Here is a 20696-nt window from a genome sequence, read left to right as displayed (position 1 = left end):
CCGCATGGTCTTTGTCGCCGGGCATTTCGGGGAATGGCTGCAGGGGCGGCTGGGGCCTGACGGGCCGGTTGCCCTGGTGACGCTTGCCTGCCCGGACCGTGGGGTCACGGTGACACGACAGGGCGACGGGCCTTTGCAGGTTTCTGGCGCACCCGAGGTGCTGGCGCCGATGCTGGTGCAGCGTTTTCTGAGTGACCTGGGCGTGGCGCTTGAGGGCGAGGTCAGGATTGAGCCCGATTTCCCGCCCGGCGGAGGCGCGGGCATGTCGACCGCCGCGCTTGTGGCGCTGGCCCGTCTCGCCGGGGTCGAGGGGGCCGCGGTGGCGCGGGCCTGCTTGCAGGTCGAAGGCGCAAGCGATCCCGTGATGTGGCCGGGGGCTGATCGCCTGCTCTGGGCATCGCGACAGGCAGAGGTGCTGGACACGGTCGGCCCGGTGCCACAATGCGAGATCCTTGGCGGGTTCCATGGCGCCCCGGAGCGGACCGACCCCACCGATGTGCGGTTTCCCGATGTGGCCGACCTGGTCGCCGACTGGCCGGGGGCCGGATTGGCGGGCAAGGCGGCGATTGCCAGCGAATCCGCCCGCCGCTGCTCGGCGCTGCGCGGCCCCACCGACGACCCGACCGAGGCGTTGCGAGAGGTGCTCGGCGCGTTGGGCCATGCCCGCGCCCATACAGGCCCCGCGCGCGCCTTGATCTTTGCCCCCGGGACCATGCCTGACGGGGCCGAGGCGCAGATGCAGGAGGCGGGGTATACCGGGGTGTTCCGGTTCATGACGGGAGAGCCGGAATGATCTTTGCGCAGGTCATGCTGATCGGCTTGCTACTGGACGTGGCACTGGGCTGGCCTTCGGCGCTTTTCCGGCGACTGTCGCATCCGGTGGTCTGGATCGGCGCCTTGATCACGGCGCTTGAGGCGCGGTTCAATGACGGGACCGAACGTCGGCGCTTTGCCATGGGCGCGCTGACAGTGGTGCTGGTCCTGCTGGCGTCCGTCCTTCCTGCTGTTCTGGTGACGGTCGTTTTGGGCAAGGGGTGGGCAGCGGTGCTGGTGCTGGGCGTGTTGGCCTGGCCGCTGATCGCGGTGCGCTCGATGTACGATCACGTTGCTGCCGTCCGCGATCCGCTCTTGGCCGGAGATCTGCCCGCCGCCCGCCACGCCCTGTCAATGATCGTGGGACGTGACCCCAGTGCGCTGGACGGCGCGGGGATCAGCCGAGCGGCCCTGGAAAGCCTGGCCGAAAATACCTCGGACGGCATCGTCGCGCCGCTGTTCTGGGGCGTGGTGGCTGGGCTTCCCGGGATCGTGGCCTACAAGGCGATCAACACGATGGATTCCATGATTGGCCATCGCAACGAACGATACGAGCATTTCGGAAAGGCCGCCGCCCGGCTGGACGACCTGGTCAATCTTGTCCCGGCGCGGTTGACCTCACTGGTTTTTGCGTTGGCTTCCGGTATGTTGCGGCGCTCTTTGCAAGTCGTTTCTCAAGACGCATCACGCCACCGCTCGCCCAATGCGGGCTGGCCCGAGGCTGCCTTGGCGGGCGGGCTGGGCGTGCGCCTGTCCGGGCCGCGCATTTACGGCGACCGTGTCGCTCAGGAGCCTTGGGTCAATGAAGGCGCACCCGATCCCGGGGCGCGCGACATCTCGCGGGGCCTTGCGCTTTATGTGCGTGCGATGTTTCTCTGCGGCGCGGCCCTGATCGGGCTGGCAATACTCTAGGGGACAAGATGCGCGACCACGGCGGCGATCTGGACCGGGCCAAGGCCCGCTTTGGCGATGGCAACTGGCTGGACTTGTCGACGGGGATCAATGCCGTGCCCTATCCGCTGCCAGAACTGCCGCCTCGGGCGTGGGCGGCTTTGCCCACGCGGGCCGAAACCGCTGCCTTGGAGGCTGCGGCGCGGACAGCCTATCGGGCCGGGGCCGAAACTGACTGCATCGCCCTTGCTGGCGCACAGGCGGCTATCCAGCTGGTTCCACGGCTGGGTGGACCGGGTGAGGCTCGCGTTGTCGGCCCCACCTACAACGAACACGCCGGCGCATTGGCGGCGCAGGGCTGGACCGTGACCCAGGTCGCGGATGCGGATGGGTTGAAGGGCGCGCGGCTTGGGGTCGTGGTCAACCCGAACAACCCGGATGGTCGGTTCTGGACGCCGGAGGAACTGATCGACCTGGCGCAGGACGTGGGCCTTCTGGTGGTGGACGAAAGCTTTGCCGATCCCGCACCGGAATATTCTGTCATCCCCTTTCTCGACAGTGTGCCCGAAGGCGTCCTGATCCTCGTCCTGCGATCCTTCGGCAAGTTCTATGGACTGGCGGGGTTGCGATTGGGATTTGCGCTTGGCCCGTCAGCATTGGTGGGCGAAATGCGGCGGCTGGCAGGACCCTGGGCGGTCAACGGGCCGGCAATCACCACCGGGTGCACAGCGTTGGCGGATGCGGATTGGCAGACGCAGACGATCGCGCGGCTGTCCCGCGACGCGGTGCGCATGGATGCACTGGCCGAGGCGGCGGGCTGGTCCCTGGTGGGGGGCACGGTCTTGTTCCGGACCTATGAGACGGGCGACGCATTGGCCGCGCAGGAGCGTCTGGCAGAGGCGCGGATCTGGAGCCGCGCCTTCCCCTATTCGGCAGGCTGGCTGCGGCTGGGCCTGCCGGGGTGCGAACCCGATTGGGCGCGACTGGTGGCGGCGCTAAAGGGCTGACGGCACTCAGCGGGCGGCAGCGAGAAGACCTTCGACGTCCAGATGTGCCTCAAGGTGATCGGCAAGGGCTTCCAGCGTCGCTTCGACCGTCGCATCATACGAGGCGCTGGCTTCGACCCCGAAACCATTCAGCCATGCGGCGCGAAACCGGTCGTCGCGGAACATGCCGTGCAGGTAGCTGCCCATCACCCGGCCATCGGCGCTGATCGCCCCTTCGGGATTGTCCCCGACAAAGGCGAAGGGGCGGACGCGGTCCGGGCCGTCGCTGCGGCCGATATGGATTTCGTAGCCGTGGAACGGGGTGCCGGTGGCCGCATGGCGGGCGTTTACCTCTGTCAGGGACTTGTCCGCGGTCATGACGGTGTCGATCTCCAGCAGGCCAAGGCCGGGATCGCGGCCCGCCGGCCCCTCGATGCCCTGCGGGTCATCAACCACGCGGCCAAGCATCTGATAGCCGCCACAAATCCCCAGCACCCGACCGCCACGGCGATGATGCGCCATTAGGTCCACGTCCCAGCCTTGTTCGCGCAGGAAGGCAAGGTCGCCGCGGGTGGACTTGCTACCGGGCAGGATCACGAGGTCGGCGTCGCCGGGGATCGCCTCGCCGCGCCGGAGCATGGTCAGGCGCACGCCCGGTTCCTGCGCCAGCGGGTCGAGATCGTCGAAATTCGCCATGCGCGAAAAGCAGAGGCAGACCACATGCAAGCCTTCGCGACGGGTTTGCGTGCGGATGTCCAGCGCATCCTCTGCAGGCAGGCGCCAGGCCTCGGGAAACCAGGGGGCGACACCATAGCCGCGCCAGCCGGTGCGCTCTTCGATCAGCTTGTAACCCTCGTCGAAAAGACGAGGATCGCCGCGGAACTTGTTGACAATAAACCCGGAAATCCTGTTGGCGTCTTCGGTCGGCAGTATTGCCTGGGTGCCGACGATCTGGGCGATCACGCCGCCCCGGTCGATGTCTCCGGCAAGGATTACCGGCACGACTGCGGCCTCGGCAAACCCCATGTTGGCGATGTCGCCATTGCGCAGGTTCACCTCTGCCGGACTGCCGGCCCCTTCGACGATCACCAGATCATGCACCGCCTTGAGTCGATTGAAGCTTTCAATAACGGAACCAAGAAGTTGCGGCTTCAACTTCGCGTAATCTCGGGCCTTGGCGGTGGTCACTCTCTTGCCCTGAACGACCACCTGTGCGCCCACATCCGTTTCTGGTTTCAACAGGACCGGGTTCATATCCGTGTGGAGCGGCAAGCCGCAGGCCAGCGCCTGAAGCGCCTGCGCCCGCCCGATCTCGCCTCCGTCAGAGGTCACGGCGGCATTGTTCGACATGTTCTGCGGCTTGAACGGGGCCACCGAGTAGCCACGCCGCAGCGCCGCCCGGCAGAGACCCGCCACCAGCATGGACTTGCCGACATTGGACCCAGTGCCCTGGATCATCACCGCGCGGCTCATGGCGCGATCCCCAGCCGGACCGGCAGATCAAGGCGAGTGCGCGCGTCAAAGTGAAAGGTCTGCCAGCCGCGCCGGGCTGCTGAGGCCAGGTTCTCGCGGTTGTCGTCGATCAGAAGCAGGTTCTGCGGCATCATCCCCGACCAGCGTTCGATCTGGCCGAAAAAACCTTGATCGGGCTTGGCGACACCCATCGGGCCAGAGGCGAAGATCGTCTCGACATGTTCTGACAACCCCATGACATCCATGATATAATCTGCCCTCGGTGCGGGATTGTTGGTGCCGATCACGGCGCGCGCGGGACTGCGTGCCAGCCAGTCGATCACCTGTTTGTCGGGCCGGTCCTCGGCCTGCAACCAATGGTCCAGCAAGACCGCGGCGCTGACATCCGTGTGCTGCGTGGCCAGCCAGTCGGCCAGCGCCTGTTCCAGTGGCAGCGCGCCGCGCAACACGCGTGCGGCCTGTCCCGGCCGGTTCAGGAAGGCGCGAAAGGCGCGCGGCGACAGACCCAGCGTCCGGTCCAGGTCGGCGACCCATCCGAAAGGTTCGCCCGGCGGTTCGGCGTTCAAAACGCCGTCGAAGTCCCAGACGACAAGTTCGGTGGTCATTGAGGGTAGATCAGGGCAGTTGCGACATAGCCGGCGGGCAAGGGCACAGTCGGGGGCGTTTCCAGCCGCTGCGCCACGTGGTCCGGCAAGAGGTGCGTGTGCGGCCCTTCTGGAGAGGCGCCGTCCGGCGGGGGAATCTCGGCGTCGATCTCAAGCCGCAGACAGGGTGTCTCGATCACCCGCACCGGTGCGGCGTCCCGCAGGGCCAGGCCGCTGCGCGACAGGTGATCCGGCCACGCGGTGCCCTGGCAGCGGGCCAGCCTCGCAGCAAGCGCCTTGTCGCAACGGACGGTGAATCGGGCGGCGCGGCTGCCTAGCCCCAGGTCGAACCGCGTGCCACCGGCATCGCGCGGCAAAAGCGCGTCTTCGTCCGGGCCAAGCGCGGTCAGGGAGCGGGCAGGATCGCGCAGGGCGCGACCGATCGGAACGGCAAGCGCGATCAGTGTCGGCGCCTCCGGGCGGTCTATCTCGAAGGCGGTGAGGTAGCGCGCGGCCTCCAGCCGCAGCGCGGCATTGTCCAGTTGCAGGGTCAGCACGCCATCACCGATCTGTGCCGCGCATTCTGTCCCCGGCAGGCGCGACAGTTCTCCCGAGGCCCCCCATATGCCCGCCACCAGCCGCGCACCGTCTTCCGCGATGCGGCGCGCGGTTTCGGTCAAGAGCGTGTCACCCTGCCAGGACAGGCGGCGCGTCTTCAGCCCCATGTTCGTGGCGCGGGCGGGCAAGGCGGCCCAGACGCCGGCGCGGAAATCGTCCGAGGCACTACCCCAGCAAGCGATCTCGTCCAGGCTGCGGGCGCATCCCGTGCACAGTTGCGATGCCTCGTCGATCACGCATCGCGCCACGCAGGGGCTGGCCGGGGGCAGGCGGGTCATGCGGCTCATGGGCCTAGAACTCCACGCCTTTCTGTGCCTTCACGCCGTCGCGGAAGGGGTGTTTGATCAGGTCCATCTCGGTCACCAGGTCGGCGGCCTCGATCAGTTCCGGCTTGGCGTTGCGGCCCGTCAGGCAGACATGGGTCATGACCGGTTTCTGGTGCAGCAGGAAGTCCACCACCTCGTCGATGTCGATGTAGTCATAGCGCAGGGCGATGTTGATCTCGTCCAGCAGGACGAACTTGATTTCGGGATCGAGGATCTGTTCCTGCGCGATCTTCCAGCCGTTCTGGGCGGCGGCAATGTCCCGCTCGCGGTCCTGGGTTTCCCAGGTAAAGCCCTCGCCGGACACGAAGAACCGGCATTCCTCGGCAAAGCGGTCGCGCAGAAAGGTCTTTTCGCCGGTGTCCCAGTTGCCCTTGATGAATTGCACCACCGCGCAGGGCATGCCATGCGCGATGCAGCGCATGATCATACCGAACCCGGCCGAGCTCTTGCCCTTGCCCTTGCCGGTGTGGACCATGATCAGACCCTTTTCCTCGGTCTTGGTCTTCATCATCTCGTCGCGGGCGGCCTTGATGCGGCGCATCTTTTCGTTGTGGCGGGTGGTGATCTCGTCCATTGCGCGCTCCGTTGATCGGTTCAGGCAGGAATTGCATCCGTGTCGCGCCCCGTCAACGTGCTTCGCGATTGACATGTCCGCCCGTCTGTCGCACCACCCCCCTCACGATGGTTCCCCGGAGCACCCGGGGAGGACAACAGGGAACGCGGTGAAACCCCGCGGCTGCCCCCGCAACTGTAAGCGGTGAGCGCCCTCGCAACGTGCCACTGGCCAGACCGGCCGGGAAGGCGCGGGGGTGCCGCGACCCGCGAGCCAGGAGACCTGCCATCCCAGGTGCAACTTTAATCCCGGGCGGGGTGCCCCGGAGGAGGTCTGAAATGGATCACGATACGCAGCAGGACGCGGGCCAGGCGCCGGTCGAACTGCTGGTTTGCGTCAAGTGTCGGCGCGGCGAAGACGTGCCGGAGGGCGGTGTGCGCCCGGGCCAGCGCCTGCACGATGCGCTTGCCGAGCGCGAGATGCCCGAGGGTGTCACGTTGACGCCGGTGGAATGCCTGCAGAACTGCGACTATGGCTGTTCCGTTGCCATGCGCGGGGGGCCGGAACGCTGGACCTACGTCTACGGAAACCTTCACGAAGCGTCGCATCCGGACCTGCTGGCCGAAGGTGTCGCGCTGTATCATGCGGCCCGTGACGGGGTGATCCCCTGGCGCGCGCGGCCGGAACATTTCAAACGCAATTGCATCGCGCGCATCCCGCCCGAACAGACCGGAACGCCGGAAAAGGAACAGACATGACTGATCTCGCCAAGCTTCCCGTCACCGTCATCACCGGCTTTCTGGGCTCGGGCAAGACGACGCTGATCACCCACCTGATGCAGAACCCCGGCGGCAAGCGGCTGGCCGTTGTTGTCAACGAGTTCGGCGACGTGGGCGTCGATGGCGAAATCCTCAAGGGCTGTGCCATCCCCGATTGCCCGGCGGAAAACATCATGGAACTGGCCAACGGCTGCATCTGCTGCACCGTGGCCGATGATTTCATTCCGACGATCGAGGCGCTGATGGCGCTGGACCCGCGCCCGGAACATATCCTGATCGAGACCTCGGGTCTCGCTCTGCCGAAACCGCTGCTGAAAGCCTTTGACTGGCCGGATATCCGGTCCAAAATCACCGTGGATGGCGTGATTGCGCTGGCCGATGCAGAGGCGGTGGCCTCGGGGCGTTTCGCGCCCGACGTGGCCAAGGTGGATGCACAGCGGCTGGCGGATGACTCGCTGGATCACGAAACGCCGCTGTCGGAGGTCTTCGAGGACCAGATTTCCTGCGCCGACATCATCCTGCTGACCAAGCCGGATCTTGCGGGCCCCGAGGGCGTGGCAAAGGCCAAGGAGATCATTGCCGCCGAGGCGCCGCGACCGCTGCCGGTGATCGAGGTGGCCGAGGGGGCCGTCGATCCGCGGGTGATCCTGGGGCTGGAGGCGGCGGCAGAGGACGACATGGATGCGCGTCCCAGCCATCACGACGACCATGACGACCATGAACACGACGATTTCGAGTCGATCGTCGTCGACATTCCCGAGGTGTCCGCCCCCGCCGATCTGGTGGCGCGGATCGAGGAACTGGCAAAAAGCCAGAACATCCTGCGGGTCAAGGGCTATTCCAGTGTCGCGGGCAAGCCGATGCGCCTGCTGGTGCAGGCAGTTGGCGCAAGGGTCCGGCATCAGTACGACCGTCCGTGGAAAGCGGACGAGCCCCGTCAAGGCAGGCTTGTCGTGATCGCCGAACATGACGATATCCGCCCTGATGCCATCCGGGCCGTGCTGGGCGTGGCCACGGAGGCGGCGGAGTAAGGCGGGCCTTACCCGCCGCGCCGGAGCGGTGTCATGCACGTCATCTTTCGCGAAAGCCACGGACTCGAAGAGAGCGAGACCCCGACCGATCTGGCGCAAAGCCCGGCGGACCTTGTGGTGCTGTCCTTCTCGGATTCCGACCTCGGCGCCTTTGCCGCCGGCTGGGAGCGGGGCGGCGGGCGCGCGGGGCGAATGCCCTCGTTGCGGCTGGCCAATATCGCGGCGCTGAAACATCCGCTCTCTGTGGACACCTATGTTGAACAGACTCTGGAGGGGGCCAAGGGCATCCTGGTCCGGCTGATCGGTGGCGTGCCCTATTGGGCCTATGGCATCCAGCAGATCGCCGCCTTGGCACAGGCGAAGGGGATCGCCCTGGCGGTGCTGCCGGGGGATGGGCGGGTCGATACGCGGCTGGACGAGGTCTCGACCCTGCCGGTCTCCACCCTGCGGCGGTTGGCACATCTTTGCGACGCGGGCGGCGCGGTGGCGGCCCAGGCCGCGCTGGCACAGATGGCGTTGGCGGCGGGGCTCTATGCCGGGCCGGTGCGCGGCGCCAAGGGGTTGCCGCAGGTCGGCGGCTGGCTGCCGGAGCACGGGGTCTGCTGCCCGGTTCTGGCGGCGTTGCGGGATGGCGAGGGCGGAGGGGGGCTGTCTGCCCCCCGCTTGCCGGAGGCAAGCCCCCCCGAGAGGATTTCGGGAGAGAAGAAACCGCGCCCGCTGGTCTGCCTGGTTTTCTACCGCTCTTACCTCGTATCGGCGGACATGGCGCCCATGGAGGCGCTATGCGCCGAATTGCGGGCGCGCGGCTTTGACGTTTTGGGGTTGTTCGCGCCTTCGCTGAAGGCGCCGGGCGCCTCGGGATGGCTGGCGCGGCAGGTGGCGCACCTGGCGCCCGTCGCCATCGTCAATGCAACCGCCTTTTCCGGGCGCGGGGCCGAGGGGGATTCGCCGCTGGATGCGGGAGATGTGCCTGTCTTCCAGGTGGCCCTGGCGACTTCTTCGCGCGCGGCCTGGGCCGAGGCGGAGCGGGGCCTGTCCCCCGCCGACCTGGCCATGCACGTGGTATTGCCGGAAGTTGACGGGCGGCTGTTCACGGGCGCCGTGTCCTTCAAGGAACCGCAGGCGCGCGATCCGGATCTGCAATTTGCCCGCGTCGCCCATGCGGCGGATGCGGTGCAGGTGATGGCCGCAGCCGATCGTGTTGCGCGTTGGACCAGGCTGGCGGCCACGCCCGAAGCCGACCGGCGGCTGGCGCTGGTGCTTTCAACCTATCCGGGGCGCGACTGGAACCTGGCCCATGCGGTCGGGCTGGACGCGCTTGCCTCGGCAGAGGCGATCCTTGCCGATCTCGCAGAGACCGGTCACGACGTCGGTTCGGAAGTGTCGGCGGAGGCGCTGCGCGCGGCGCATCTGAACTGGCCCCTGGGAGAATACAGGGCCGCACTGGCGCGCCTGCCCGAGGCCTTGCGTGACGATCTCGAGGCCGCCTGGGGTGTGCCCGAGGCGGATGCGGATGTTGTCGATGGCGAATTTTCCTTCCGCGTGCTGAAGCGGGGCAAGGCGCTGGTGGCGCTGCAGCCGGAACGCGGCACGCCGGAGCAGCGAGACGACGACTACCACGACCTGTCCCGCGTGCCGCGCCATGCCTATGTCGCCTTCTACCTGTGGCTGCAGCAGAGAGTGGATGCGCTGATCCATATCGGCGCGCATGGCACGCTGGAGTGGCTGCCCGGCAAATCGGTCGCGCTGTCCAATGCCTGTTGGCCCGAGGCGCTGACAGGTGGGATGCCGGTAATCTATCCTTTCATCGTCAACGATCCCGGTGAGGCAGCGCAGGCGAAACGCCGCATCGGCGCGGTGACGCTGGGCCATGTACCACCGCCCTTGCGCGAGGCCGCCGTTCCGGAACGGCTGGCCCGGCTCGAGGCGCTTCTGGACGAGTTTTCCAATGCCGACGGGCTGGATCCAAGACGACGCGATCGGCTGATGCAGGACATTCGGGCCGAAGCGCAAGCGGTTGGGGTCGAAGGGGATCTCGGCCTCGAGACCAGCGCCAGCACCGCCGAGGCGATCACCCGGATCGACCGCTTTGTCTGTGACATCAAGGAAAGCCAGTTCGGCGATGGGCTGCACGTCTGGGGGCGGGCGCCCGTGACGGGTGGCGGGATCGATGCGGCGGAGTCCGTCGCGGCGGAACGTCGTGCGCTGATCGACGCGCTGGATGGCAAGCGGATCGCGGCCGGACCGTCAGGCTCGCCGTACCGGGGGCGCAGCGATGTCCTGCCGACGGGGCGCAACCTGTTTACGACCGACCCACGCTCGGTTCCGACGCGCAGCGCCTATGCTCAGGGCGTCAAGCTGGGCGAGGAACTGGTGCGGCGACACCTGCAGGACGAGGGCGACTGGCCGCGCGGGCTGATCGTGGATCTCTGGGGCTCGGCCACAATGCGCACGGCTGGCGAGGAGTTTGCCATGGCGCTGCATCTCTTGGGGGTGCGCCCCGTCTGGGACCAGGGCAGCGAGCGCGTCAGCGGGATCGAGGTCATCCCCATTGCCGAGCTGGAGCGGCCCCGGATCGACGTCACGCTGCGCGTGTCTGGCCTTTTCCGCGATGTCTTTCCGACGCTGTCCACGCTTTTCGGTCAGGCGGTCAAGGCGCTCTCCGAACGCGACGAGGCGCGTGACTGGAACCCCTTTGTCGGGCAGGCGGGCGCGCGGGTCTTCGGCCCGGCGCCGGGGTCCTTTGGCCTTGGGATCGGGGCGCAGATCGGCGACTATTCCGAGGGATCGCGACAGGCGGCGGGTGAGGCTTGGCTTGCGGCCTCGGCCTGGGCCTATGACCGGGGGGAGGGCGAACGCGACGCCGCGGGCTTGCGGGAAAGGGTGCGTGCGGCAGAGGCCTTCGTGCACCTTCAGGATCTGCCGGAAACCGACCTTCTGTTGGCCGAGGATTACGCCAGTCACGAGGCGGGCTTTGCCGCAGCCCAGGGCGTGACCGGGGGCAAGGCCGCGCTCTACCACATGGACAACACGGATCCGTCGCGCCCCCGCGCGCGGGGGCTGACCGAGGAGATCGCCCGCGTGGTCCAGGCGCGGGCGGCCAATCCGGCATGGTTGGCCGGGATGCAACGGCACGGGTTCCGGGGGGCGGCGGAAATTGCCGCAACGCTGGAGAACATGGCCGCCTTCGCGCAACTGGCAGACGTGGTGCCGGGGCATCTTTTTGATCTCTACTACGATGCGACGCTGGGCGATGAAGCGGTGACGGAGTTCCTGCAAGAGGCCAACCCCGAGGCATTTGAGGCCATGCGGGCACGGTTCGCGGCACTGCATGCGGCGGGGCTCTGGCAGACGCGTCGGAACTCGATCCTTGCCGCGCTGGAGGCGGCGGAATGAGCGTGCCCGAGATCAAGGGGTGGTGTCCGGGCGCATATCGCCCGATGCGCTCGGGCGACGGGTTGGTGGTGCGGGTACGTCCGCATCTCGGGCGGCTGGACGCCGATCAGGCATGCGGGCTGGCGGAGATCGCCGAGAGCCTTGGCGGCGGGGTCGTCGAGGTGACGGCGCGGGCCAATCTGCAACTGCGCGGTGTCACGGACGACGGTTTCCCGCGGGTGATCGAGCGGCTGGATTCGCTGGGCCTGTTGCCCGGCGATGCCGAGCATGAGGCGCGGCGCAACGTGATTCTCGCGCCTTTTGACGATGGCACGGCTGTCCCCCTTGCCGAGGCCCTGTATCAAGGACTCGAGGCGGCGCGCTTTGCGGGACTGCCGGGGAAATTCGGGTTCGTGATCGATCCCGGCCCGCAACGACAACTGGACGAGGTCAGCGGCGATATCCGGATCGAAGCGGCCGGCGATGGGCTTATTGTCCGCGCCGATGGCTGCGCCACCGGGCACCCGGTGGTCGAGGAAGAGGCAGTGCGCTTGGCGTTGGATCTGGCGGCCTGGTTCCTCGACAGCGGCGGTGTCGGATCGGACGGGCGCGGACGCATGGCGCGGCACATCGCGTCGGGCGCCGAACTGCCCGAGTGTTTGCGCGGCACGGCCGTCCCGAATGAGCCCGTTCCGGCGCCAGAGCCGGGACCTCGTTCTGCCGGGATCTGCGTGGCTGCGCCCTTTGGCCTGTTCACGGCGCAGGCGCTGCGACACCTGGCAGGAACCGGCTCCGAACTGCGCGTGACCCCGTTCAGGATGCTCTACTTGCCCGCTGTCACCCGTCTGACCCCGCACGACGACCTCGTCACCGACCCGCACGACCCGATCCGCCGGATCGAGGCGTGTACCGGTGCGCCCGGTTGCCCGCAGGCCAGTGTCGCCACCCGCGATCTCGCCCGCAGCCTTGCCGCGCATGTGCCCGAGGGCCGGCGTTGGCACGTCTCGGGCTGTGCCAAGGGCTGCGCCTTTCCGCGCGCTGCCGATCGTACCTTGGTGGGGAATGGCGGCGCATTCGATCTTGTCACGCCGGGGGCGCCGTGGGATGAGCCGCTCCGCCGCGGGCTGACCCCTTTGGACATCAACGAACTTATCAGGCCCTGAAATCAATGCCCTATACATACGAAAAAGACGGCGCGGCCATCTACAAGGAGAGCTTTGCCACCATCCGCGCCGAGGCAGAGCTGGACCGCTTTGCCCGAGACGAGGAACAGGTGGTGGTGCGCATGATCCATGCCGCCGGCCTCGTGGGGCTGGAGCGCGATGTGAAAGTGTCGCCCGGCATGGTTTCTGCTGCGCGCGCCGCGCTGGAGGCAGGCGCGCCGATCTTTTGCGATGCCTTCATGGTCTCCGAGGGGGTGACACGCAAACGCCTGCCGGCCGGCAATGACGTGATCTGCACCCTGCGCGAGCCCGAGGTTCCGGACCTGGCCACGCAGTTCGGCACCACGCGCTCTGCGGCGGCGCTGGAACTGTGGCGGCCCCGGCTTGAAGGGGCGCTGGTCGCCATCGGCAACGCCCCCACGGCGCTCTTCCACCTTCTTGAGATGCTCGAGGATCCGGAGTGCCCGCGCCCGGCGGCGATCATCGGCTGCCCGGTGGGCTTTGTGGGCGCGCGCGAAAGCAAGGACGCCCTGTGGGAGGCACAGCCGGTGCCCTCTCTGATCGTCGAAGGGCGGCTGGGCGGCAGTGCCATCACCGTCGCCGCCATCAACGCCATCGCGAGCCGCGCGGAATGAGGGGCGGGACGGTCTTCGGCGTCGGGCTTGGCCCCGGCGACCCCGAATTGATGAGCGTGCGCGCCGACCGGCTGGTGCGCAGTGCACGGCATGTGGCCTTTTTCCGCAAGGCAGGGCGGTCCGGCCGTGCGCGCGGGATCGTCGACGGAATGCTGCGCGAGAATGCGGTTGAATTCGCGATGGAATACCCGGTCACGACCGAGATTCCGCTGTCGGACCCGCGTTACAACCAGATCCTATCGGCTTTCTATTCCGATTGTGTCGCGCATCTGAAGGCGCTTGTGGCCGCCGGTGAAGACGTGGTGGTGCTCTGCGAGGGCGACCCGTTCTTCTACGGCTCCTTCATGCATCTTTATACTCGGCTCAAGGACGACGTGCCGGTGCATGTGGTGCCCGCGATCACCGGCATGTCCGCGGCCTGGACGGCGACCGGCGCGCCGGTGACCTGGGGCGATGACATCCTGTCGGTGCTGATGGGCACGTTGCCCCTGGCGGAATTGACGCGCGGGGCGCTGGATGCGGATGCGCTGGTGGTGATGAAGATCGGTCGGAACCTGCCCAAGATCCGCGAGGCGTTGCAGGCGGCGGGCAAGATGGACCGCGCCTGGCTGGTGGAATACGCCAGCATGGACGGGCAGACCGTCATGCCCCTGGCCGAGGCGGATGACCGCGTGTCGCCCTATTTCTCGATCGTCATCGTGCACGGACAAGGGCGCAGGCCATGAGCGGCTGGGTCGTGATCGCAGGCCTGGGTCCGGGAGACGAGGCGCTGGTCACCCCCGAGGTGACGGCGGCCCTGCAGGAAGCGACCGATGTCGTCGGTTATATTCCCTACGTCCGGCGCATCCCGCCGCGAGAAGGGCTGCGCCTGCACGAAAGCGACAACCGCGTGGAACTGGACCGTTCCCGCCACGCGCTGGACATGGCGGCAGAGGGGCGGCGGGTGGTCGTGGTCTCGTCGGGCGATCCGGGTGTCTTTGCCATGGCCTCGGCGGTCTTTGAAGCGGTCGAGGCCGGCCCGGCGGAATGGCGCGCGATTGAGATCCGGGTATTGCCCGGCATCACCGCGATGCTGGCGGCGGCGGCCAAAGCCGGTGCGCCGCTGGGGCATGATTTCTGCGCCATCAACCTCAGCGACAACCTCAAGCCCTGGGCGCTGATCGAGAAACGCCTGCGTCTGGCGGCAGAGGCGGATTTTGCCATGGGGTTCTACAATCCGCGGTCCAAGTCACGGCCCGAGGGTTTTGGCCGTGCCTTGGGCGTGCTGCGCGAAGCCTGCGAACCGGAGCGGGTGATGATCTTTGCCCGCGCCGTCTCAACGCCAGAGGAAGAACTGCGGGTGGTCCGCCTGTGTGACGCCACGCCCGAGATGGCGGACATGCGCACCGTCGTCCTTGTCGGTTCCTCGCTGACGCGGGTGATCGAGCGGGAGGGGGCGCCTTGGGTCTACACCCCAAGGTCCGTCCCGGAATGAGCCAGCCAGTCCAGCACCTCCTGCGGGGTGGCGACCTCGTGGCGCTCGGGCAGGGCGGGGCGGTCGATCATCACGACCGGGATGTTCAGCGCCCGCGCGGCGTCCAGCTTGGCCGAGGCGCCGCTGCCGCCCGCGTTCTTCGACACCACGAGGTCGATGCCGTGGTCCTGCATCAGCGCTCGGTCGCCTTCGGCGGTGAAAGGCCCGCGATCCTCGATGACGTGGTATTCGGCGAAGGGCGGCGGGGACTTCGGGGGATCGACCAGCCGCAGCAGGTAGTAATGCTGCGGGTTGGGCGCAAACTCTTCCAGGTGCATCCGGCCAACGGCCAGCATGACCCGGCGGGGCGCGGTGTCCAGAGCGGCGACCGCACCGGCAATGTCCGGTACATGGCGCCAGCGATCCCCGGGCTGCGCCTGCCAGGCGGGCCGCGTCAGGGCCAGCATGGGGATCCCCGCCTGTCGGGCCGCGTGCACTGCGTTGGTGCTCATCTGCGCGGCAAAGGGATGGGTGGCGTCCACCAGGTGCGTGACGCCGGTGTCGCGGATGTAACGCGCCAGCCCTTCGATACCGCCAAAGCCTCCGACGCGCTGTGGCAGGGGGTGGCGGCGCGGACGTTCGACCCTGCCGGCAAAGCTGACAGTGCCCTTGATCCCGCGTTCCGCCATCAGGTTGGCCAGCGCCGTGGCCTCTGTCGTGCCGGCCAGGACCAGGAGGTTCGGCGTCATGTCTGAGGGTGCTCCCTGGCTGGTGATCATCGGTCTGGGTGAAGATGGACCGGAGGGGCTGTCGCCTGCAAGCCGCGCCGCGCTGGAACGGGCGGAAATCGTCATGGGACCGCCGCGGCACCTGTCCTTGTTGCCGGACCTTGGGGCCGAGCGCGTGGAGTGGCCGGTGCCGTTTTCTGACGGGCTGGACCTGCTGGACGGGTTTCGTGGGCGACGGGTGGCGGTGCTGGCCTCGGGCGATCCGTTCTGGTTCGGTGCGGGCAGCGTGATTGCGCGACGGTTTGGGCCGGGTGAATGGCGGGCGCTTCCGGGGGTATCCTGTTTTGCGCTGGCCGCGGCGCGGCTGGGCTGGGCATTGGACAGGACGCTGTGTCTTGGGCATCACGCGGCGCCGTTGACACGGCTGCGCCCCTATCTGGCCCCGGGTGTCCGGATGATCCTCACCCTGCGTGATGGCGAGGCTGCGGCGGATCTGGGCAGATACCTGGCCGGGGTAGGTTTCGGTACCTCGCATATTTGGGTGATGGAGGCCTTGGGCGGTCCGCGGGAACGTGTGACCAAGGTGCGGGCCGAGGCTGTGTCCGGGGAATTCTCACACCCGGTGGTGGTGGCTGTCGAGGTCGCCGGAGAAGGGGCGGCACTGCCCCGTGCCTCGGGTATCGATGATACGTTTTTCGACAGCGATGGCGTGATGACCAAGCGCCCTGTGCGGGCATTGACGCTGTCGGCCCTGGCGCCGAAACCCGGGGAACGGCTTTGGGACATCGGCGGTGGGTCCGGCAGCATCGGGATCGAGTGGTTGCTGAGCCATCCGTCGACCCAAGCCGTCGCGATCGAGCCGCGCGCGGATCGGATTGCGCTGATCACTGCCAATGCGGCGGCTCTGGGCGTGGACCGGTTGCAGGTGGTCGCGGGCCATGCGCCGCAAGCCCTGGCAGGACTGGATGCGCCGGACGTGGTCTTTGTCGGCGGCGGACTGAGCGCGGCGCTGCTGGACTGGTTGTTCACTCATCTGCCCGGGGGAACGCGGTTGGTGGCCAACGCGGTGACACTGGAAAGCGAGGCGCAACTGATCGCGGCCCATGCGGAACGAGGAGGGGACCTTTTGCGGATCGAATTGGCACAGGCGGCAGCTCTGGGGCCGCGACGGGGCTGGAAAGCGGCCTACCCGGTTGTGCAGTGGAGTGTGACGCTGTGATCGTCGCGGGGTTCGGTTTCCGCAGCGCGGTCTCGGTACAGGCGCTCGCCGAGGCGTTGTCCCTGGCGGGGTCCGGGCAGACGGTCTCGGCGCTGGCCACGGCAGCGGACAAGGCGACATCGCCGGCATTCGCGGCCTTTGCGCGGCAAGTTGGGTTGCCGGTGATCGGGATTGACGCCGCCACGCTCTCAGCGCAGGAGGTGCAGACGCAATCGGAGGCCAGCACGGCGGCGCGCGGCACAGGCAGCCTGGCCGAGGCGGCGGGGCTGGCCGCGGCCGGGCCGGGGGCGCGGCTGATCGGAGGCCGGGTGGTCTCGACCGACCGCATGGCCACCTGTGCGCTGGCAGAAGGAGAGGGCGCATGACAGTTCATTTCATCGGGGCTGGGCCGGGCGCGGCCGACCTGCTGACCCTGCGCGGGCGCGACCTGATCTCCGCTTGCCCGGTCTGTCTCTATGCCGGGTCACTGGTGCCCGAGGCGGTTCTGGCGCATTGCCCGCCGGGCGCGAGGATCGTGAACACGGCGCCGATGGACCTTGATGCCATCGTTGCGGAAATCGCTGCGGCCCATGCCGAGGGCAAAGACGTGGCGCGGCTGCATTCCGGGGACCTCTCGGTCTGGTCGGCAATGGGCGAGCAATTGCGGCGGCTGGATGCGTTGGAGATTCCCTATGACGTGACGCCGGGCGTGCCCTCCTTTTCGGCGGCGGCGGCGGCGCTGGCGGTGGAGCTGACGGTGCCGGAACTGGCGCAATCGCTGGTGCTGACGCGCACGCAGGGCCGCGCCTCGCCCATGCCCGAGGGGGAGAGCCTGGCGAATTTCGCCCGAACGGGGGCGACGCTGGCGCTGCATCTGTCGGTGGGGCAACTGGAAAAGGTGCAGGCAGAGTTGCTGCCGGGCTATGGCGCGGAGTGTCCCGTGGCCGTCGTCTATCGTGCCAGCTGGCCCGACCAGCGGGTGATCCGTTGTACGCTGGGCACCCTAACAGAGGCTGTGGATGAGGGGATTTCGCGCACCGCGCTGATCCTCGTCGGCGCGGCCCTGGGCGAGGGGCCACGGGCGGAAAGCCGGCTTTATGCGGCGGATTATGACAGGCGCTACAGACCGCAGAGCGCCGAAAGTCCCTGGGCGGAGTGGCAACATGGCGATGACTGATCTTCCCCCCGGCCTGATGATCTCGGCCCCTGCGTCGGGCACTGGCAAGACGACCGTCATGCTGGGGCTGCTGCGTGCCTTGCGCGACGAGGGGCTTGCGGTGCAGCCCTTCAAGTCCGGCCCCGACTATATCGACCCGGCCTTTCACCTTGCGGCCAGCGGGCGGGCGTCTTTCAACCTGGATACCTGGGCGATGGATTGCGGTCTGCTGGATGCGGTCGCGACGCAGGCGGATGGCGCGGATATCTGCATCGGCGAGGGGTCGATGGGGCTCTACGACGGGGTGGCGACGCGCGGGCAGAGCGGGTTCGGGTCCTCGGCAGAGACCGCCCGGCGCATGGGCTGGCCCGTGGTGCTGGTGGTCGACGTCGGCGGACAGGCGCAATCGGCGGCGGCCACGGCAATGGGGTTCCGGGACTACATGCCCGATTTGCCCTTTGCCGGGGTGATCCTGAACCGCTGCGCCTCTCCGCGGCATGAGCGGCTGACGCGGCTGGGCATGGAAAAGGCCGGGATCACGGTGCTGGGCGTGTTGCCCCGGCGCGGCGATCTGACCTTGCCGGAACGGCACCTTGGCCTGATCCAGGCGGTCGAACACCCTGACCTAGAGGCGGCGATCGCGGGTTATGCCGATTTCCTGCGCGAACATGTCGATCTTGCGGCGATCCGCGCGGTGGCGGATGGGCGGTCGGACGCCCCGGCCGCCGGGCTGCGCCCGGCAGCGGCCCGCCCGCCAGCCACATCCGATTTGCCCCGTCCCCCGGGGCAGCGCATCGCGCTGGCCCGCGATGCGGCTTTTTCCTTTACCTATCCGCATTTGCTGGAAGGGTGGCGGACTGCGGGGGCCGAGATCCTGCCGTTTTCGCCCCTCGCCGACGGGGTCCCGGACGAAAGCGCCGACCTGGTCTGGTTGCCGGGCGGCTACCCCGAGTTGCACGCCGGGCGGCTGGCCGCGGCAGAGCGGTTCCGGGCAGGATTGCGGGCCTTTGCCGAGACGCGGCCCGTGCATGGCGAATGCGGCGGGTACATGGCGCTTGGCGCGGCATTGGTGGACAAGGAGGGCGTTTCGCATCAGATGGCGGGCCTTTTGGGACTGGTGACCTCTTTCGAGAAGCGCAAGTTCCACCTAGGATATCGCCGCGCGGTGCTGGAGGGGGAGATGACGGGCTTTGCACCGGGGACCGCCCTGCGCGGGCATGAGTTCCATTATTCCACCATCCTCGAGCAACCCGACGCCCCCTTGGCGGCGGTGGCGGATGCCGATGGCAACCCGGTGCCAGAGACCGGCTCTCGAAAGGGACATGTCACCGGCACCTTCTTTCACCTGATCACGGCGGAGGTCCCGGCATGAGCGGATTCGTCAGTTTCGTGGGCAGCGGCCCGGGCGATCCCGAGCTTCTGACGCTCAAGGCCGTGGACCGGCTCAAACGCGCCGATGCGGTGCTTTTCGATGACCTGTCCTCGGGGCCGATCCTGAGCCATGCGCGCCCCGGTGCGGACCTGATCGGCGTTGGCAAGCGGGCCGGGCGGCCCTCGCCCAAGCAGAACCATGTCAGCCAGTTGCTGGTGGAGTATGCGCAGGAGGGCGGACGGATTGTCCGTTTGAAATCAGGGGATTCCGGGCTGTTCGGGCGACTTGAGGAAGAGCAGGTTGCGCTGCGCGCGGCGGGGATCGACTATGAGATCATACCGGGCATTCCCTCTGCCGTGGCGGCGGCGGCGGCCTGTGGCATCCCGCTGACCCGGCGCCTGACGGCCCGGCGGGTGCAGTTTGTCACCGGGCATGACGCCAGCGGCGCATTGCCCCCGGACCTGGACCTCAGGGCGCTGGCCGATCCCGGTGCCATGACGGTGGTCTTCATGGGCAAGCGGACCTTTCCGAAACTGGCAGAAGCCTTGATTTCCAATGGCTTGCCAGAGACGACCCCGGCGATTCTGGCCGAGGCGGTCTGTACCTCCGAACAGAGCCTGTACAGGGACACGATGGCGGGCCTGTCGGCGCGACTGGCGGGAGAGGTCGGGACCAAGCCGGCGCTGATCCTTTACGGGCCGATGGCCGAACTGGGGGTGGGGTTTGACTGAACTCTGGCTGGTCGGGATCGGGACAGGCAACCCCGACCATCTGACCTTGCAGGGCCAGCGCGCATTGCGCGAGGCCGCGACCGTTCTGATCCCGAGAAAGGGGGCGGCCAAGGAGGACCTCGCCGAGGTTCGCCACGAGATCTTGCGGCGCGCGGGTGCCGAGGCGCAAGTTGTGGTCTTCGATATGCCGGTCCGGGATGAGAGCTTGCCTTACCAGGAGCGGGTGGCACGCTGGCATGACGCCATCGCCGACCGCTGGATCGCGGCGCTGGAGGGGGCGCCGGAGGGGCCCGTGGCGCTGCTTGTCTGGGGGGATCCGGGGCTATACGACAGCACGCTGCGCATTGCCGAACGGCTGGGCGATGATGTGAAAGTCAAGGTATTTCCGGGGGTTACGGCGCTTCAGGCGCTGACGGCGGCACATGCGATTCCGTTCAACACGGTGAATGGCGCCGTGGTCGTGACCACCGGGCGGCGTTTGCGGGATCACGGATGGCCCGAGGGGGCCGAAACGGTGATCGTCATGCTGGACGGCGAGTGTTCGTTCCAATCCCTTGATCCGCAAGGCATTTCGATCTGGTGGGGCGGGTTCCTGGGGATGGAGGAACAGGTGCTGGAGGCAGGGCCGCTGGCGGATACCGGCCCTAGGATCGTGGAGACACGGGCCGAGGCGCGGGCGCGGCACGGCTGGATCATGGACACCTACCTGATGCGGCGCGAGGGGCGGACCTGAGGCGCCGGGTCTTGTACGTTTTGTACAAAACGTACGCGGAAACCAGCATTTAGTACAAGGCGGCAAGGTCTCGTTAACCCTTGTCGCCGGGGCGTGCT

General features: G+C 67.7%; 21 protein-coding genes and 1 riboswitch. Of the genes, 16 read left to right on the top strand and 5 right to left on the bottom strand.

Going from position 1 to position 20696, the window contains the following annotated elements:
• Positions 1 to 4: 4 nt before the first annotated feature.
• The 3 genes from ACQY5B_RS13900 to cobD are packed head-to-tail and all read left to right on the top strand — an operon-like array spanning position 5 to position 2711.
• The gene (locus ACQY5B_RS13900; protein ID WP_420324813.1) at positions 5 to 793 is read left to right on the top strand and encodes a propanediol utilization protein; all 789 of its coding nucleotides are present in this window, start codon (positions 5 to 7) and stop codon (positions 791 to 793) included.
• Positions 790 to 1725, top strand: coding sequence for an adenosylcobinamide-phosphate synthase CbiB (gene cbiB / locus ACQY5B_RS13895; RefSeq protein WP_420324814.1), 936 nt, complete (start codon positions 790 to 792; stop codon positions 1723 to 1725). Before ACQY5B_RS13900 ends, cbiB begins: the two co-directional genes overlap by 4 nt.
• Before the next feature lie 8 nt (positions 1726 to 1733).
• On the top strand, positions 1734 to 2711 hold the full coding sequence (gene cobD / locus ACQY5B_RS13890) for a threonine-phosphate decarboxylase CobD (RefSeq protein WP_420324815.1): 978 nt from the start codon (positions 1734 to 1736) through the stop codon (positions 2709 to 2711).
• Between the two features lie 6 nt (positions 2712 to 2717).
• Here the strand turns inward: cobD and ACQY5B_RS13885 are convergent, their stop codons facing one another.
• From ACQY5B_RS13885 to cobO, 4 genes are read right to left on the bottom strand one after another with little or no spacing between them, the layout of a single operon-like run.
• The gene (locus tag ACQY5B_RS13885; protein WP_420324816.1) at positions 2718 to 4163 is read right to left on the bottom strand and encodes a cobyric acid synthase; all 1446 of its coding nucleotides are present in this window, start codon (positions 4161 to 4163) and stop codon (positions 2718 to 2720) included.
• Entirely contained in the window at positions 4160 to 4768 is a 609-nt protein-coding gene (locus ACQY5B_RS13880; protein WP_420324817.1) for an HAD family hydrolase, read from the bottom strand. The genes ACQY5B_RS13885 and ACQY5B_RS13880 overlap by 4 nt, the downstream gene beginning before the upstream one ends.
• Complete coding sequence (locus tag ACQY5B_RS13875; protein ID WP_420324818.1) at positions 4765 to 5652, bottom strand: DUF1289 domain-containing protein; 888 nt, start codon at positions 5650 to 5652, stop codon at positions 4765 to 4767. The genes ACQY5B_RS13880 and ACQY5B_RS13875 overlap by 4 nt, the downstream gene beginning before the upstream one ends.
• A gap of 4 nt (positions 5653 to 5656) precedes the next feature.
• Complete coding sequence (gene cobO / locus ACQY5B_RS13870; protein WP_420324819.1) at positions 5657 to 6265, bottom strand: cob(I)yrinic acid a,c-diamide adenosyltransferase; 609 nt, start codon at positions 6263 to 6265, stop codon at positions 5657 to 5659.
• A 91-nt stretch (positions 6266 to 6356) separates the two neighbouring features.
• Positions 6357 to 6548, top strand: a riboswitch (cobalamin riboswitch).
• A 34-nt stretch (positions 6549 to 6582) separates the two neighbouring features.
• On the opposite strand from cobO, the gene ACQY5B_RS13865 reads away from it, so the two are divergent.
• From ACQY5B_RS13865 to cobJ, 7 genes are read left to right on the top strand one after another with little or no spacing between them, the layout of a single operon-like run.
• Entirely contained in the window at positions 6583 to 7002 is a 420-nt protein-coding gene (locus ACQY5B_RS13865; protein WP_305970637.1) for a DUF1636 family protein, read from the top strand.
• On the top strand, positions 6999 to 8054 hold the full coding sequence (gene cobW / locus ACQY5B_RS13860) for a cobalamin biosynthesis protein CobW (protein ID WP_420324820.1): 1056 nt from the start codon (positions 6999 to 7001) through the stop codon (positions 8052 to 8054). The genes ACQY5B_RS13865 and cobW overlap by 4 nt, the downstream gene beginning before the upstream one ends.
• Before the next feature lie 33 nt (positions 8055 to 8087).
• Positions 8088 to 11450: a cobaltochelatase subunit CobN gene (gene cobN / locus ACQY5B_RS13855; RefSeq protein ID WP_420324821.1), complete on the top strand. Its 3363-nt coding sequence runs from the start codon at positions 8088 to 8090 to the stop codon at positions 11448 to 11450.
• Positions 11447 to 12592: a precorrin-3B synthase gene (gene cobG / locus ACQY5B_RS13850; RefSeq protein ID WP_420324822.1), complete on the top strand. Its 1146-nt coding sequence runs from the start codon at positions 11447 to 11449 to the stop codon at positions 12590 to 12592. The genes cobN and cobG overlap by 4 nt, the downstream gene beginning before the upstream one ends.
• Before the next feature lie 5 nt (positions 12593 to 12597).
• Positions 12598 to 13227 (top strand): precorrin-8X methylmutase, encoded by a 630-nt coding sequence (locus tag ACQY5B_RS13845; RefSeq protein WP_420324823.1) that lies wholly within the window; start codon positions 12598 to 12600, stop codon positions 13225 to 13227.
• On the top strand, positions 13224 to 13952 hold the full coding sequence (locus ACQY5B_RS13840; protein ID WP_420324824.1) for a precorrin-2 C(20)-methyltransferase: 729 nt from the start codon (positions 13224 to 13226) through the stop codon (positions 13950 to 13952). Before ACQY5B_RS13845 ends, ACQY5B_RS13840 begins: the two co-directional genes overlap by 4 nt.
• Positions 13949 to 14701 (top strand): precorrin-3B C(17)-methyltransferase, encoded by a 753-nt coding sequence (gene cobJ / locus ACQY5B_RS13835; RefSeq protein WP_420324825.1) that lies wholly within the window; start codon positions 13949 to 13951, stop codon positions 14699 to 14701. Before ACQY5B_RS13840 ends, cobJ begins: the two co-directional genes overlap by 4 nt.
• On the opposite strand, the gene ACQY5B_RS13830 is transcribed toward cobJ, so the two are convergent.
• Positions 14674 to 15429 (bottom strand): cobalt-precorrin-6A reductase, encoded by a 756-nt coding sequence (locus ACQY5B_RS13830; protein ID WP_420324826.1) that lies wholly within the window; start codon positions 15427 to 15429, stop codon positions 14674 to 14676. The genes cobJ and ACQY5B_RS13830 overlap by 28 nt on opposite strands.
• Between ACQY5B_RS13830 and cbiE the strand changes: the two genes are divergently transcribed.
• The 6 genes from cbiE to cobF are packed head-to-tail and all read left to right on the top strand — an operon-like array spanning position 15428 to position 20598.
• Complete coding sequence (cbiE, locus tag ACQY5B_RS13825) at positions 15428 to 16627, top strand: precorrin-6y C5,15-methyltransferase (decarboxylating) subunit CbiE (RefSeq protein ID WP_420324827.1); 1200 nt, start codon at positions 15428 to 15430, stop codon at positions 16625 to 16627. The genes ACQY5B_RS13830 and cbiE overlap by 2 nt on opposite strands.
• A complete protein-coding gene (locus ACQY5B_RS13820; protein WP_420324828.1) occupies positions 16624 to 16992 on the top strand; it encodes a cobalamin biosynthesis protein in 369 nt (122 codons plus the stop codon). The genes cbiE and ACQY5B_RS13820 overlap by 4 nt, the downstream gene beginning before the upstream one ends.
• Entirely contained in the window at positions 16989 to 17783 is a 795-nt protein-coding gene (gene cobM, locus ACQY5B_RS13815; protein ID WP_420324829.1) for a precorrin-4 C(11)-methyltransferase, read from the top strand. The genes ACQY5B_RS13820 and cobM overlap by 4 nt, the downstream gene beginning before the upstream one ends.
• Positions 17776 to 19134, top strand: coding sequence for a cobyrinic acid a,c-diamide synthase CobB (locus ACQY5B_RS13810; RefSeq protein ID WP_420324830.1), 1359 nt, complete (start codon positions 17776 to 17778; stop codon positions 19132 to 19134). Before cobM ends, ACQY5B_RS13810 begins: the two co-directional genes overlap by 8 nt.
• Positions 19131 to 19865 (top strand): uroporphyrinogen-III C-methyltransferase, encoded by a 735-nt coding sequence (cobA, locus tag ACQY5B_RS13805; RefSeq protein ID WP_421917652.1) that lies wholly within the window; start codon positions 19131 to 19133, stop codon positions 19863 to 19865. The genes ACQY5B_RS13810 and cobA overlap by 4 nt, the downstream gene beginning before the upstream one ends.
• A complete protein-coding gene (gene cobF, locus ACQY5B_RS13800; RefSeq protein WP_420324832.1) occupies positions 19858 to 20598 on the top strand; it encodes a precorrin-6A synthase (deacetylating) in 741 nt (246 codons plus the stop codon). Before cobA ends, cobF begins: the two co-directional genes overlap by 8 nt.
• Positions 20599 to 20696: the final 98 nt, after the last annotated feature.

Origin of the sequence: Antarctobacter sp. (genome assembly GCF_965277915.1) — a bacterium.
Classification (GTDB): domain Bacteria; phylum Pseudomonadota; class Alphaproteobacteria; order Rhodobacterales; family Rhodobacteraceae; genus Antarctobacter.
This window is presented reverse-complemented; position numbering and strand designations above follow the sequence as displayed.

Bases quoted from the DNA above. Each gene is read 5' to 3' on its own strand.
- ACQY5B_RS13900 (WP_420324813.1), top strand. From the start codon at position 5: ATGGTCTTTGTCGCCGGGCATTTCGGGGAATGGCTGCAGGGGCGGCTG.
- cbiB (WP_420324814.1), top strand. From the start codon at position 790: ATGATCTTTGCGCAGGTCATGCTGATCGGCTTGCTACTGGACGTGGCA.
- cobD (WP_420324815.1), top strand. From the start codon at position 1,734: ATGCGCGACCACGGCGGCGATCTGGACCGGGCCAAGGCCCGCTTTGGC.
- ACQY5B_RS13885 (WP_420324816.1), bottom strand. From the start codon at position 4,163: ATGAGCCGCGCGGTGATGATCCAGGGCACTGGGTCCAATGTCGGCAAG.
- ACQY5B_RS13880 (WP_420324817.1), bottom strand. From the start codon at position 4,768: ATGACCACCGAACTTGTCGTCTGGGACTTCGACGGCGTTTTGAACGCC.
- ACQY5B_RS13875 (WP_420324818.1), bottom strand. From the start codon at position 5,652: ATGAGCCGCATGACCCGCCTGCCCCCGGCCAGCCCCTGCGTGGCGCGA.
- cobO (WP_420324819.1), bottom strand. From the start codon at position 6,265: ATGGACGAGATCACCACCCGCCACAACGAAAAGATGCGCCGCATCAAG.
- ACQY5B_RS13865 (WP_305970637.1), top strand. From the start codon at position 6,583: ATGGATCACGATACGCAGCAGGACGCGGGCCAGGCGCCGGTCGAACTG.
- cobW (WP_420324820.1), top strand. From the start codon at position 6,999: ATGACTGATCTCGCCAAGCTTCCCGTCACCGTCATCACCGGCTTTCTG.
- cobN (WP_420324821.1), top strand. From the start codon at position 8,088: ATGCACGTCATCTTTCGCGAAAGCCACGGACTCGAAGAGAGCGAGACC.
- cobG (WP_420324822.1), top strand. From the start codon at position 11,447: ATGAGCGTGCCCGAGATCAAGGGGTGGTGTCCGGGCGCATATCGCCCG.
- ACQY5B_RS13845 (WP_420324823.1), top strand. From the start codon at position 12,598: ATGCCCTATACATACGAAAAAGACGGCGCGGCCATCTACAAGGAGAGC.
- ACQY5B_RS13840 (WP_420324824.1), top strand. From the start codon at position 13,224: ATGAGGGGCGGGACGGTCTTCGGCGTCGGGCTTGGCCCCGGCGACCCC.
- cobJ (WP_420324825.1), top strand. From the start codon at position 13,949: ATGAGCGGCTGGGTCGTGATCGCAGGCCTGGGTCCGGGAGACGAGGCG.
- cbiE (WP_420324827.1), top strand. From the start codon at position 15,428: ATGTCTGAGGGTGCTCCCTGGCTGGTGATCATCGGTCTGGGTGAAGAT.
- ACQY5B_RS13830 (WP_420324826.1), bottom strand. From the start codon at position 15,429: ATGACGCCGAACCTCCTGGTCCTGGCCGGCACGACAGAGGCCACGGCG.
- cobM (WP_420324829.1), top strand. From the start codon at position 16,989: ATGACAGTTCATTTCATCGGGGCTGGGCCGGGCGCGGCCGACCTGCTG.
- ACQY5B_RS13810 (WP_420324830.1), top strand. From the start codon at position 17,776: ATGACTGATCTTCCCCCCGGCCTGATGATCTCGGCCCCTGCGTCGGGC.
- cobA (WP_421917652.1), top strand. From the start codon at position 19,131: ATGAGCGGATTCGTCAGTTTCGTGGGCAGCGGCCCGGGCGATCCCGAG.